The following is a 12,215-nucleotide window of genomic DNA, read 5'->3' as shown; positions in this document are numbered from 1 at the left end:
ACGAGGACGACCCGATGACGAGAACGCCCCGCGGATCCCGCCTGTCCGCCCTCGCGGCCGCCCTGCTCGCGAGCGTATCCCTGGCCGCCCCGGTGGCGCGCGCCGCCGACCCGATCAAGCTCGGTGTCCTCGAGGACCAGTCCGGCGACTTCGCGGTCGCCACCATCGGCAAGGTCCACGGCATCCAGCTCGCCGCGGACGAGATCAACGCCGCGGGCGGCATCGCCGGGCGCAAGCTGGAACTCGTGATCTACGACACGCAGTCCGACAATACGCGCTACCAGGAATTTATGCGCCGGGTGCTCCAGCGCGACAAGGTCAACGCCGTCTTCGCGGGCTTCTCCAGCGCGTCCCGCGAGGCCTACCGGCCGATCGTCGACCAGCTCGACGGCTTCGCGTTCTACAACAACCAGTACGAGGGCGGCGTCTGCGACGGTCACATGGTCGTCACGGGCGCGGTGCCGGAGCAGCAGTTCTCGACGCTGATCCCGTGGATGATGGAGAAGTTCGGCAAGCGGGTCTACACGATCGCGGCCGACTACAATTTCGGTCAGATCTCGGCCGAGTGGGTGCGCAACATCGTCAAGGAGAACGGCGGCGAGATGGTCGGGGAAGAATTTATCCCCCTCGGCGTGTCGCAATTCTCGCAGACGATCCAGAACATCCAGAAGGCAAAGCCCGATATCTTGATGACGTTGCTGGTCGGCACCGCGCAGGCCTCCTACTACGAGCAGGCGGCGGCCGCGAACCTGAAGGTGCCGATGGGTTCCTCGGTCAATATCGGCCAGGGCTACGAGCACAAGCGCTTCCAGCCCCCGAGCCTCGCCAACATGTACGTGACCACGAACTACATCGAGGAGGTCGACAGCCCGTCGAGCAAGGCGTTCCTGGCCAAGTGGAAGGCGAAGTTCCCGAACGAGCCCTACGTGAACCAGGAGGCCGAGAACTCCTACCTCGCGGTCTACCTCTACAAGCAGATGGTCGAGCGGGCGAACGGCTCGACCAAGCGCGCCGACCTGCGCAAGGTCATCGCGGCGGGCGACGTCTGCGTCGACGCGCCGGAGGGCAAGGTCTGCATCGACCCGAAGAGCCAGCACGCGTCCCACACGATCTACCTCGCGAAGGTCGACGAGAAGCACGCGATCTCCTTCCCGAAGACCTGGGACAACATCCAGCCCTACTGGCTCGGGAAGGCCGGCTGCGACCTGACGCAGAAGGATCCGATGGCGCAGTACACGCCGAGCAACCCGCCGAAGCCCTGACCTGCCGGGACGGGAATCCGCGCGCCGCGGCCCCGGGCCGGAGACGACGCGACATCGCCGGGGCCGAGGCCCCGGCCCACAGCCATCACGATCGGGCCTCCGGATGGATCTGCTGACTCACGCCTTCACGTTCCTCTACCAGATCGGCGACGCGTTCTCGTTCCTGGTCCTCTCCGCCTGCGGCCTCGCGGTGGTGTTCGGCATGATGGGCGTGATCAATCTCGCGCACGGCGAGCTGATCATGTGCGGCGCCTACGTCACGGCGGCGTCCACGCGGGCCGGGCTGCCGCTGCCGCTGGGCATCCTGGCCGGCGCACTCGTCGCCGGGGCCGTCGGCATGGTGATGGAGCGCCTCGTCATCCGCCACCTCTACGGGCGGCCCCTCGACACGATCGTGGCGACCTGGGGCATCAGCCTCGCGGCGACGCAGGGCACGCTGATCCTGCTGGGCTCCAGCATGCCGGGGATCGGCACGCCGCTCGGCAGCTTCACGGTCGGCGGCTACTCCTACTCGACCTACCGCGTCGTGCTGATGGTCGCCGCCGTGGCGGTGCTGGCCGGGCTCTACCTCGCCTTCAACGCCACCCGCTTCGGGACGCTCGCCCGCGCCACCATCCAGGTGCCGCACATGGCCGAGGCCCTCGGCGTCGACACCCGCACGGTCTACGCCCTGACCTTCGGCCTCGGCGCGGCGCTGGCGGGCCTCGCGGGCGGGCTCTACGCGCCGACCATGACCATCGTGCCGACCATGGGGACGACCTTCATCATGGAGGCCTTCGTCACCGTGGTGGTCGGCGGCGCCGACATCTTCCTCGGCACGGCGCCGGCGGCGCTCGTGCTGGGCACGGTGCGGGCGCTGCTCACGACGTGGCAGGGCCAGCTCTTCGGCCAGATCGGCCTCCTCGTCGCGGTGATCCTGGTGATCCGGGTGCTCCCGCGGGGCATCTCGGGCCTGATCCTGCGCGAGCGGGCCTGAAGCCATGGCGATGATTCCGGCGATGACCCTGCTTCGGCGCCTCGAGGGCCCGCAGACCCTGGGGCGCGGCCCGGCCTTCTGGACCGCCTTCGCCCTCGCGGTGGCGGCTGCCGTGGCCTACCCGTGGTTCGCGGACGGCTACACGGTCGGCAACACCGCCTACTTCTTCTGCTGGGTATTCATGGCGCTCGGCCTGTGCCTGATCTGGGGCTACGGCGGCGCGCTCAGCTTCGGCCAGACCGCCTTCTTCGGCCTCTCCGGCTACGCCTACGGCGTGCTCACGCTCAATGTCGGCGCGGCCTACGGCTTCACCCTCGCGGCCCTGGTGCTGGCGGTGGCGCTCTCGGCCGTGATGGCGGCGCTCCTCGGCTACTTCCTGTTCTTCGGCCGGATCGGCGGGGTTTTCCTCGGCATCATCACCCTGTCGGTGACGCTCGCCCTGGAGCGCTTCATGGCGCAGACCGCCGGCCCGGAATGGAAGATCGGGGCGGCGCGGCTCAACGGCTACAACGGCATGAGCGGCATGCCGCCCCTGACCGTGCCGTGGCTCGACGGCGACGTCGTGCTGTTTCCCGACGTCGCCCTCTACTACGGCCTCCTGGGCCTCCTGATCGTCGTCTACCTCGCGCTGCGCATCCTGGTGAACGCCCGGTTCGGCAACGTGCTGGTGGCGATCCGCGAGAACCCGGAACGGGCCGAGATGCTCGGCTACGACGTGCGGCGCTACCAGCTCGCCGCCTTCGTGATCGGCTCGGCCCTCGCGGGGCTGAGCGGCACCCTCTACACCGCCTGGGGCCAGTACATCACGCCCTCCAGCATGGGGCTCACCGCCGCCGCGCTGCCGGTGATCTGGGTCGCGGTCGGCGGCCGCGGCGACCTGACGGCCACGCTCATCGGCACGCTCGTGGTCCTCGGCGGCTTCCAGGCGCTGACGATCTACGGCAGCCAGTACGCCCTGGTGGTGATGGGCCTGCTCCTCGTCGTGGTGGTGCTGGCGGCGCCCGACGGCCTCGTGGTGGCGGCCATGCGCGGGCTCGGGCGCCTCCGCCGCCGGGAGGCGGGCCGATGAATCCGCTGCTCGAGACCCGCGATCTGAGCAAGCATTTCGGCGGGCTGCACGTCACCAACGACGTGAACTTCGCCCTCGCGGCGGGGGAGATCCACTGCCTGATCGGGCCGAACGGCGCCGGCAAGAGCACCTTCTTCCGCCTGCTGCTCGGCGATTACACGCCGGAGCGGGGGCAGATCCTCTACGCCGGCGAGGACATCACCGCGCTCAAGCCCTTCGCGCGGATCCGGCGGGGCATGAGCGTCAAGTTCCAGGTGCCGGGCATCTTCCCGAGCCTGTCGGTGGCGCACAACCTGGAGATAGCCCTGCAGCACCACCTCGAGGGCGCCTCGCTCGGTGCCGAGATCCGCCGACTGCTCGCCTTCCTCAATCTCACCGCGGCGGCCTCCGACCGCGCCGGCAACCTCAGCCACGGGCAGAAGCAGTGGCTGGAGATCGGCATGGCGATCAGCCTCAAGCCGCGCCTGCTCCTCCTCGACGAGCCCACCGCCGGGATGTCGCCGGACGAGACCTTCGCCACCGGCGCGATGGTGCAGGCGCTCAACCGCGATGGCGTCGCCGTGCTGGCCATCGAGCACGACATGGCCTTCGTCCGGCAGATCGCCCAGCGGGTGACCGTGCTCCATGTCGGGCGCATCTTCGCTCAGGGCACCACCGACGCGATCATCGCGGACGAGCGAGTCGCCGCGATCTACCTCGGGGAAGCGGACGCGCCGCCGCTGCGGAGCGTCGCCGATGCCTGAGGCGCTCCTCGCGACGACCGGCCTCCGCGCCGGCTACGGCGGCAAGCCCGTGCTGCAGGGCATCGACCTCGCGGTCCGGCCCGGCGAGATCGTGGCGGTGATCGGCCGCAACGGCGTCGGCAAGTCGACGCTGATGCGCAGCCTCGTCGGGCTCCTGCCCGCCTCCGCGGGCGGCATCGCGTTCCGGGGTGCGGCGGTCGAGGGGCTCGCCGCCCACCGGCGCGCCCGCCTCGGCATCGGCTACGTGCCGCAAGGCCGCGATGTCTTCCCGCGCATGAGCGTCGTCGACAATCTGACGGTCGGAGCGTCGCTGCTGCCGAAGGGGGAGCGGCCGGATTACGAGCGCGCCTTCGGGCCTTTCCCGATCCTGCGGGAGCGGCGCGGGCAGCGGGCGGGGACGCTCTCGGGCGGCCAGCAGCAGCAGCTCGCCATCGGCCGCGTCCTCGTCGGCGGGCCTGCGCTGATCCTCCTCGACGAGCCCTCCGAGGGCATCCAGCCCTCGGTGGTGCAGCAGATCGGCCGCACCCTGGTCGATCTCAACCACCGCACCGGGGTGACGATCGTGTTCGTGGAGCAGAACCTCGACCTGATCCGCGCCATGGCCCAGCGCAGCTACGTCATGGACAAGGGCCGGATCGTCGCGGAGCTGACGGCCCGCGACCTCGACGACCGCGACCTCGTGCGGCGCCACCTCGCCGTCTGACGACACGGCAGACAACCAAGGGAGAGACGACCATGCAGTGGCTCGACCAGTCCATCATGGCCCGCAAGGGCGTCGCCGGCGGCAAGCCCGGCCGGGAGTACACGATCACCGAGGTCGAGCAGGGCCGCTACCACTACGTCTACGGGCCTTTCGCCGAGCCGGTGCTGACCGTCGATCCCGGCGCGGTCGTCACCGTCGAGACCCACGACGCCTTCGAGGGCAAGATCCGCCACGAGACCGACAGCCCGACGCAGATCCTGAACTTCCCCTACCTCAACCCGCAGAACGGGCCGATCTACGTCAACGGCGCCGAGAAGGGCGACTGCCTCGCGGTGGCGATCCGCTCGATCCGGCCGCGCGGCCCGCAGCCCTGCGGCACGACGCTGATCATGCCGGAATTCGGCGGCCTCGTCGCCACCGGCGACACCGCGCTCCTCAATCCGCCGCTCCCCGAGCGGGTGCGCAAGCTCGAGGTCACGGCCGAGACCGGCGTGCGCTGGAACGACCGGATCACGTTGCCCTACCAGCCGTTCATCGGCACGATCGGCACCTCGCCGGAGATCGAGGCGATCTCCTCGCTGCAGCCGGACTATTACGGCGGCAACATGGACCTGCCGGACGTGGGCGTCGGCGCGGTGATCTACCTGCCGGTGAATGCGAAGGGCGCGCTCCTCTACCTCGGCGACTGCCACGCCGCGCAGGGCGACGGCGAACTCTGCGGCGTCGCGGTGGAGCACCCGACCCACACGACGGTGCAGATCGACCTGATCAAGGGCTGGACCTTCCGCTGGCCGCGGCTCGAGACCGAAGACTTCTACATGACGATCGGCTCGTCCCGGCCGATGGAGGACGCGGCGCGCATCGCCTACCGGGAGCTGATCCGCTGGCTCGCCGCCGATTTCGGCTTCGACGAGATCGACGCCTACATGCTGCTCACGCAGTGCGGGCGCGTGCGGCTCGGCAACATGGTCGATCCGAAATACACGCTCGGCGCCTCGATCACGAAGGCGATCGCCCACGCCTGACCGGCGACGGAGGAGGACGGCATGGATCTCGGGCTCAGAGGCCGCCGGGCGCTGGTGACCGGCGGCACCAAGGGCATCGGCGCGGCGATCGTCGACCTGCTGGCCGACGAGGGGGCGGCGGTCGCCCTCTGCGCCCGCAACGGAGCGGAGGTCGCCGGCAAGGTGGCGGCCCTCCACGCCAGGGGCGTGGCGGCGACCGGGCGCGCCGTCGACGTCGCCGATTCCGCCGCCCTGCGCGGCTGGGTGGTCGAGGCCGCCGATGAGCTCGGCGGCCTCGACATCGTGGTGCCGAACGTCAGCGCGCTGGCGGTCGGCAGCGACGAGGCGGCGTGGCGCAGCGGTTTCGCGGTCGACATGATGGGCACCGTCACGGCGGTCGAGGCGGCGATGCCGTTCCTCGAGCGCTCCGAGGCCGGCGCGATCGTCGTCATCTCCAGCATCTCCGGCCGCGAGATCGACTTCGCGGCGGGTCCCTACGGCGCCTTCAAGGCGGCGCTGATCCACTACGCGCAGGGCCTGGCCTTCCAGCTCGCGCCCCGGAACATCCGGGCCAACTCGGTCTCGCCCGGCAACACCTACTTCGCGGGCGGCGTCTGGCACCAGATCGAGACCGGCAACCCCGCGCTGTTCGCCGAGGCGCTCCGGCTGAACCCGACGGGACGGATGGCGCGGCCGGAGGAGGTGGCCCGCGCGGCCGTGTTCCTGGCGAGCCCGGCGGCGAGCTTCATCACCGGCACCAACCTCGTGGTCGACGGCAGCCTGACCCGCGGCGTGCAGTTCTGACGCCGACCGGCCTCGCCCCGCACCGGGACACCTGCGACGTCCGAAGCACACCCGGCGCGTTCAGTACGGTCGTTCAGCGACGAAGTCCGGAGATCGCGAGGACTCACCACACTTGCGACGCATTTCGGCCGCTCTCGACTCTGTAAAGACAAGCTTGCCACGCGCGCTGGCACGCGGCACTCTCAAGCTTGGCCGTTCGCGCGGCGGTGGCACGCCGCGCAGTCGCGCCGGGCTGCAGGACAGGGAAGTCCAGGGCGATGATGACGGACGATCGCGAGGCCGGCGGGCTCGACGGGCGCGGGCGCCTCGGAAGCGAGACGGGAGTTCTCAGCCGCCGGTCGTTCCTGGCCGGCTCGGCCCTCGGGATCGGCGCGCTCTCGCTCGGCGGGTGCGGGACGACCGACACCTTGCTCATGGCCGAAGCGGCGAAGACCTACGGGCCGATGCCGAACGAGAAGTTCCCGATCCCGGCGGTCGACGTCAGCAAGGTCAACCCGAAATACTACCGTCGGACCGTCCAGTACGCCTCGTCGGAAGCGCCCGGCACGATCGTGGTCGATCCCGCCAACTACTACGTCTACCGCATCGAGGGTGACGGCACCGCCACCCGCTACGGCGCCAATGTCGGCCGCCAGGGCTTCCTGTGGAACGGGAACGCCTATGTCGGCCGCAAGTCCGAGTGGGCGACCTGGACCCCGCCCAAGGAGATGATCCGGCGCCAGCCCGAGGCCGCGAAATACGCCCGCGGCATGCCCGGCGGCCTCGATAACCCGCTCGGCGCGCGCACGCTGCACCTCTACCAGAACGGCGCCTATACGCTCTACACGATCTACGCCAGCAGCGACGCCGAATCGATCGGCACGGGCATCACCAGCGGTTGCGTCGGCCTGCTCAGCCAGGACATGATCCACCTCTACGCGCGCACGCCGGTGAAGACGAAGGTGGTCGTGCTGCCGGCCTGAGGGCCGGCCGCGCCCGCGCCGTCCCCGCTTCCCGGCGGCCCCGACATCCTGCAGGATCGGGGTCCCTGAGGTCCGACAGCGCGCCGGGAGCGCCCGCATGGCCTACGCGACGACGATCGAAGGCACACGCTTCACCTTCCCCGACCTGCGCAGCCTGCTCGCCAAGGCTACGCCGGAGCGCTCGGGCGACCAGCTCGCCGGGCTCTGCGCCGACGGGCCGGTCGAGCGCCTGGCCGCGCAGATCGCCCTCGCCGACCTGCCGCTCAAGACCTTCCTGGCCGAGGAGCTGATCCCCTCGGACCAGGACGAGGTCTCCGACCTCATCGCCCGCCGGCACGACCCGGCGGCCTTCGTGCCGGTCTCATCCCTGACGGTCGGCGCCTTCCGCGAGTGGCTGCTCGCGCCCGCCGCCGACGCGGACGCCCTCTCTGCCCTCGCGCCCGGCCTCACGCCCGAGATGGTCGCGGCGGTCTCCAAGATCTGCCGCCTGCAGGACCTCGTCGCGGTGGCTGCCAAGCGGCCGGTGGTGACGCGCTTCCGCTCCACGATCGGCCTGCCCGGGCGCCTCGCCACCCGCAACCAGCCCAACCACCCGACCGACTCGTCCGAGGGCATCCTGCTCTCGGCGCTCGACGGACTGCTGATGGGCTCGGGCGACGCGGTCATCGGCGTCAATCCGGCCACCGATTCTCTGCCGGACTACATCCGCATCGTCGAGCTGCTCGAGACCCTGCGGCTGCGCCTCGACGTGCCGACCCAGCACTGCTGCCTCGGCCACGTCACCGTTGCGATCGAGGCCATGGCCCGCGGCGCGCCCGTCGACCTCGTGTTCCAGTCGGTGGCCGGCTCGCAGAAGGCCAATGCCGGCTTCGGCGTCGACCTCGCCGTCCTGCGCGAGGCCTCGGACGCTGCCCGCGCGCTCGGCCGTTGCCCGGAGGGCGGGCAGCTCATGTACTTCGAGACCGGCCAGGGCTCGGCACTCTCGGCCGACGCCCACTGGGGCGTCGACCAGCAGACCATGGAAGCGCGCGCCTACGCGGTGGCGCGGGAGTTCGACCCGCTGCTGGTCAACACGGTCGTGGGCTTCATCGGTCCCGAGTACCTCTACGACGGCAAGCAGATCATCCGCGCCGGGCTGGAGGACCACTTCTGCGGCAAGCTGCTCGGCCTGCCGATGGGCGTGGACGTCTGCTACACCAACCACGCCGACGCCGACGGCGAGGACATGGACGCGCTCCTGACCCTGCTGTGCGCGGCCGGGGTCAACTTCGTCATCACGGTGCCGGGGGCGGACGACGTGATGCTGAACTACCAGTCATTGTCGCACCACGACGCGGTCTACGCCCGCGAGACCCTGGGTCGCCGTCCGGCCCCGGAATTCGAGGCGTGGCTGCGGGCCGTGGGCATCACGGACGGGCAGGGCCGGCTGGCCAGCGCGACGGGCGCGCTGCCCCCGGCCCTGGCGGAGGCGTCCCGGCTCCTGCCCGGGCGGGCGGCGTGAGCGGCGAGCCGGCCCGTCCGGGCCACCCGACGCTGCGCGACCTGCGCGACCTGCGCGGGCTGACCCAGGCGCGCATCGCGCTCGGCGCGCACGGCGCTGGCCTGCCGACCGGCGCGGCGCTCGCCTTCGGGCTCGACCATGCCCGCGCCCGCGAGGCGGTGTGGACGCCCCTCGACGCGGCCGCGATCCGCGAAGGGCTGCGGGCGCAGGGCCTCGACGCGGTGGAGGTCCGCTCCGCCGTGGCCGACCGGGCGGAGTACCTGCGCCGGCCGGACAGGGGCCGCACCCTCGATCCGGAATCCGGGTCGGTGCTCGACGGGCACGGGCCGGGCTTCGACGTGGCGATCGTGATCGCGGACGGGCTGTCGGCGACGGCGGTCGCGCTGAACGCGGTCCCGGCGGCGGCGGCGCTGGCAGCGCGGGTGCGGCGGGCCGGCTGGCGCCTCGCGCCGGTGGTCGTCGCGAGCCAGGGACGTGTAGCGATCGGCGATCCGATCGGGGCGCGGCTCGGGGCGCGCTGCGTCGTGGTTCTGATCGGGGAGCGGCCGGGCCTGTCGGCCTCCGACAGCCTGGGCTGCTACGTCACGTTCGGCCCGGCGCCGGGGCTGCCCGATTCCCGGCGGAACTGCATCTCGAACATCCGGGAGGGCGGCCTGGCGGTCGAGGCGGCCGCCGCGCAGATGGAGGCGCTGCTGCGGGCGATGCTGGCCCAGGGCACCAGCGGCGTCGCGCTGCGCCGAGACGATCCCGCAGACCCGAAGGCGCTGCCGGACGCGCGGGACTGACCGCTCGGACGACCCGGGCGGACGTCACGCGCGCTCCGCGGACGGGCTGCAGCCGAACTGGGACCGGTAGCAGCGGGCGAAATGGGCCGCGCTCGTGAAGCCGCAGGCCGTCGCGATCTCCCCGATCCTGAGCGGGCTCTGGCGCAGAAGGCGGCGTCCGTGGGCGAGGCGAATCGCCCTGTACTGGGCCGAGAAGCTGAGCCCGAGCTTGTCGAGGAACAGCCGGTCGAGGTGGCGCGGGCTGATCGCCGCGAGGCGCGCCATGGCGAGGCGGCCGAGCGGCGCCTCCACGGTCTTCTCCATCGTCTCCAGCACCGCCAGCAGAGCCGGATGGTGGATTCCGTAGCGCTCGACCGCGGAGGCCCGCTGCGGGTCGTCGGCGGCGCCGATGGCGGTGTGGAGGAACCAGTCGGAGACGCGCCGGGCGAAGGCCTCGCCCATGCGTTCGGCGATCAGGGCGTGGGCCATCTCCAGGGGCGCGACGCCGCCGCCGCAGGTCAGGCGATCGCCGTCGGCGACGTAGCGCGCCCGGCTCAGGCGCGCCTCCGGGAAGGTCTCGACCGTGGCACCGGCATATTCCCAGTGGAGCGTGAATGCGCGATCGGCCAGCAGGCCCGCCGCGGCCATCAGGTAGGGACCGCCCGAGATGCCGCCGAGGCGGACGCCGAGTCGGGCCATCCGCCGCAGGGTCGCGTGGATCTCGGGCCTGTCCCACCCGGTCGGCTCGCCGCCCGCGCAGACGAAGAGGGTGTGGAGGTGGCCGCGCTGGCGCGGCAGCGCCTCGGTGGGGACCTCGGCGCCCGACGAGGCCGCCACTGAGCCCTCCGACTCGCCGAAGTAGCGCAGGCGGTAGAGCGGCCGCCCGGCGAGTTCGTTGGCCGCCCGGAACGGCTCGCACCCCGAAGCGAAGGACAGCAGCGCGAAGCCGGGCACGAGGATGAAGCCGATCTCCTGCGGGCGATCCCCGGTCTCCGCCTCCATCTCGGACGCCCCCTCCGCTCCTTGATGGCTCAAACGTGCAGGAAACCGTCCGTTTCAGTCAAACGTCCGCCTCGGCATTGATCATGCTGCGTGCCGTTACCCCGTCCCGCGCGAGATCGCTTCCGGATGCCTCGACCTGCCGATCTTCCTCCGTTCCGCGCCGCCGCGGCGGCCCGTCCCGGAAGCGAGCGGGAGTGTCGGCCGTGAGCCGCCGCTACGACGTCGCCGTGCTGGGTCTCGGCGCGATGGGCAGCGCCGCGCTCTACCAGCTGGCGAAGCGGGGCGCCGCGGTCATCGGGCTCGACCGCTTCGCGCCGCCCCACGCGCTCGGGTCGAGCCACGGCGAGACGCGGATCACCCGTCAGGCGGTCGGTGAGGGCGCCGACTACGTCCCCTTCGTCGCCGCCTCGCACCGCATCTGGCGCGAGCTGGAGGCCGAGACGGGCGAGACCCTGCTGAACGCCTGCGGGGCGCTCGTCATGGCCCCGGGCCACGGCGTCTCCTCGCACCACGGCAAACCGGACTTCGTGGGCCGGTCCATCAGCGCCGCGGAGGGCGCCGGCATCGTCCACGAGGTGCTGACAGGGGCGGAGGTGGCCCGGCGCTTCCCGCAATTCCTGAACCTCGCGGGCGACGAGAAGGCCTATTACGAGCCGGGCGGCGGCTACGTGTTCCCGGAGCGCTGCCTCGCGGCGCAGCTCGGCCGCGCGGGTGCCGCGGGCGCCGAGATCCGCACCAACTGCACGGTGGTCGGGCTGCAGCAGGACGGGAGCGGCGTCCGCATCGAGACGGCGGAGGAGACCATCCTGGCCGACCGCGCCGTCGTGGCCGCGGGCGCCTGGACGGCCCCCCTGCTCGGGAGCCCGTTCGACCGGCTCCTGACCGTCCGTCGCCAACTGCTGCACTGGTACGCGCTCGCGGACGAGGCCGCCTACGGGCCGCACGCTCCGGTCTTCATCTGGATGTACGGGACGAGCGACACGGAATACCTCTACGGCTTCCCGCCGCTCGACGGGTCCATCAAGGTCGCGACGGAGCAGTACAGCACCACCACCACCGCCGACGGGGTGGAGCGCCGCGTCGATCCGTCGGAATCCGACGACATGTACCGGCTGCGCGTCGCGAACCGGCTGGCCGGCGCGACCCCGGAGGTCGTCCAGGCCGCCGCCTGCGTCTACACGGTGACCCCCGACCGCGGCTTCATCATCGACCGGCATCCCGCGATGGAACGGGTCTTGGTCGTCTCCGCCTGCTCGGGGCACGGCTTCAAGCACTCGGCCGGCATCGGCGAGGCCGTCGCCGCGGAGCTGGCCGGGACCGGTAGCACCGTCGATCTCAAGCCCTTCGCTCTGGCACGTTTCAGTTGATGCGCCGGCCAATGGCTCGTGGATTGCTTGAAACCATGCCAAGATCCGTCGACCCGAG

Annotated in this window: 12 protein-coding genes; 11 read left to right on the top strand and 1 reads right to left on the bottom strand. The window is 71.5% G+C overall.

Going from position 1 to position 12,215, the window contains the following annotated elements:
* Window positions 1–14: 14 nt before the first annotated feature.
* The 10 genes from BM314_RS11025 (at window position 15) to eutC (ending at window position 9,809) form a co-directional block, all read left to right on the top strand.
* On the top strand, window positions 15–1,262 hold the full coding sequence (locus BM314_RS11025) for an urea ABC transporter substrate-binding protein (RefSeq protein ID WP_056533269.1): 1,248 nt from the start codon (window positions 15–17) through the stop codon (window positions 1,260–1,262).
* A gap of 103 nt (window positions 1,263–1,365) precedes the next feature.
* Window positions 1,366–2,238 (top strand): ABC transporter permease subunit, encoded by an 873-nt coding sequence (locus BM314_RS11020; RefSeq protein WP_020093099.1) that lies wholly within the window; start codon window positions 1,366–1,368, stop codon window positions 2,236–2,238.
* A 10-nt stretch (window positions 2,239–2,248) separates the two neighbouring features.
* On the top strand, window positions 2,249–3,307 hold the full coding sequence (locus tag BM314_RS11015) for a branched-chain amino acid ABC transporter permease (protein ID WP_091978228.1): 1,059 nt from the start codon (window positions 2,249–2,251) through the stop codon (window positions 3,305–3,307).
* Window positions 3,304–4,050, top strand: coding sequence for an ABC transporter ATP-binding protein (locus BM314_RS11010; protein WP_091978154.1), 747 nt, complete (start codon window positions 3,304–3,306; stop codon window positions 4,048–4,050). Before BM314_RS11015 ends, BM314_RS11010 begins: the two co-directional genes overlap by 4 nt.
* The gene (locus BM314_RS11005) at window positions 4,043–4,753 is read left to right on the top strand and encodes an ABC transporter ATP-binding protein (protein WP_091978153.1); all 711 of its coding nucleotides are present in this window, start codon (window positions 4,043–4,045) and stop codon (window positions 4,751–4,753) included. The genes BM314_RS11010 and BM314_RS11005 overlap by 8 nt, the downstream gene beginning before the upstream one ends.
* A gap of 32 nt (window positions 4,754–4,785) precedes the next feature.
* Window positions 4,786–5,778: an acetamidase/formamidase family protein gene (locus tag BM314_RS11000; RefSeq protein WP_020093103.1), complete on the top strand. Its 993-nt coding sequence runs from the start codon at window positions 4,786–4,788 to the stop codon at window positions 5,776–5,778.
* Between the two features lie 21 nt (window positions 5,779–5,799).
* Complete coding sequence (locus BM314_RS10995; protein ID WP_091978152.1) at window positions 5,800–6,561, top strand: SDR family NAD(P)-dependent oxidoreductase; 762 nt, start codon at window positions 5,800–5,802, stop codon at window positions 6,559–6,561.
* A gap of 257 nt (window positions 6,562–6,818) precedes the next feature.
* Window positions 6,819–7,523, top strand: a complete 705-nt coding sequence (locus BM314_RS10990) for a L,D-transpeptidase (RefSeq protein WP_091978151.1) — start codon at window positions 6,819–6,821, stop codon at window positions 7,521–7,523.
* 97 nt (window positions 7,524–7,620) lie between these two features.
* Complete coding sequence (locus BM314_RS10985; RefSeq protein ID WP_091978150.1) at window positions 7,621–9,024, top strand: ethanolamine ammonia-lyase subunit EutB; 1,404 nt, start codon at window positions 7,621–7,623, stop codon at window positions 9,022–9,024.
* Window positions 9,021–9,809, top strand: coding sequence for an ethanolamine ammonia-lyase subunit EutC (eutC, locus tag BM314_RS10980; protein ID WP_091978149.1), 789 nt, complete (start codon window positions 9,021–9,023; stop codon window positions 9,807–9,809). The genes BM314_RS10985 and eutC overlap by 4 nt, the downstream gene beginning before the upstream one ends.
* A 24-nt stretch (window positions 9,810–9,833) precedes the next feature.
* Here eutC and BM314_RS10975 read toward each other — a convergent pair whose 3' ends face one another.
* Window positions 9,834–10,790 carry a GlxA family transcriptional regulator gene (locus BM314_RS10975; RefSeq protein WP_091978148.1) on the bottom strand — a complete coding sequence of 319 codons (957 nt, stop codon included), beginning with the start codon at window positions 10,788–10,790 and terminating at the stop codon, window positions 9,834–9,836.
* 203 nt (window positions 10,791–10,993) lie between these two features.
* On the opposite strand from BM314_RS10975, the gene solA reads away from it, so the two are divergent.
* Window positions 10,994–12,157: an N-methyl-L-tryptophan oxidase gene (gene solA, locus BM314_RS10970; protein ID WP_091978227.1), complete on the top strand. Its 1,164-nt coding sequence runs from the start codon at window positions 10,994–10,996 to the stop codon at window positions 12,155–12,157.
* Window positions 12,158–12,215: the final 58 nt, after the last annotated feature.

Origin of the sequence: Methylobacterium sp. 13MFTsu3.1M2, assembly GCF_900112625.1 — a bacterium.
Taxonomy (GTDB): Bacteria; Pseudomonadota; Alphaproteobacteria; order Rhizobiales; family Beijerinckiaceae; genus Methylobacterium.
The sequence above is the reverse complement of the archived record's forward strand: the minus strand, read 5'-3'. Positions and strand labels throughout refer to the sequence as shown.

Excerpts from the sequence above, each read along its gene's own strand:
- BM314_RS11025 (WP_056533269.1), top strand. The coding sequence starts at position 15 with ATGACGAGAACGCCCCGCGGATCCCGCCTGTCCGCCCTCGCGGCCGCC.
- BM314_RS11020 (WP_020093099.1), top strand. The coding sequence starts at position 1,366 with ATGGATCTGCTGACTCACGCCTTCACGTTCCTCTACCAGATCGGCGAC.
- BM314_RS11015 (WP_091978228.1), top strand. The coding sequence starts at position 2,249 with ATGATTCCGGCGATGACCCTGCTTCGGCGCCTCGAGGGCCCGCAGACC.
- BM314_RS11010 (WP_091978154.1), top strand. The coding sequence starts at position 3,304 with ATGAATCCGCTGCTCGAGACCCGCGATCTGAGCAAGCATTTCGGCGGG.
- BM314_RS11005 (WP_091978153.1), top strand. The coding sequence starts at position 4,043 with ATGCCTGAGGCGCTCCTCGCGACGACCGGCCTCCGCGCCGGCTACGGC.
- BM314_RS11000 (WP_020093103.1), top strand. The coding sequence starts at position 4,786 with ATGCAGTGGCTCGACCAGTCCATCATGGCCCGCAAGGGCGTCGCCGGC.
- BM314_RS10995 (WP_091978152.1), top strand. The coding sequence starts at position 5,800 with ATGGATCTCGGGCTCAGAGGCCGCCGGGCGCTGGTGACCGGCGGCACC.
- BM314_RS10990 (WP_091978151.1), top strand. The coding sequence starts at position 6,819 with ATGATGACGGACGATCGCGAGGCCGGCGGGCTCGACGGGCGCGGGCGC.
- BM314_RS10985 (WP_091978150.1), top strand. The coding sequence starts at position 7,621 with ATGGCCTACGCGACGACGATCGAAGGCACACGCTTCACCTTCCCCGAC.
- BM314_RS10975 (WP_091978148.1), bottom strand. The coding sequence starts at position 10,790 with ATGGAGGCGGAGACCGGGGATCGCCCGCAGGAGATCGGCTTCATCCTC.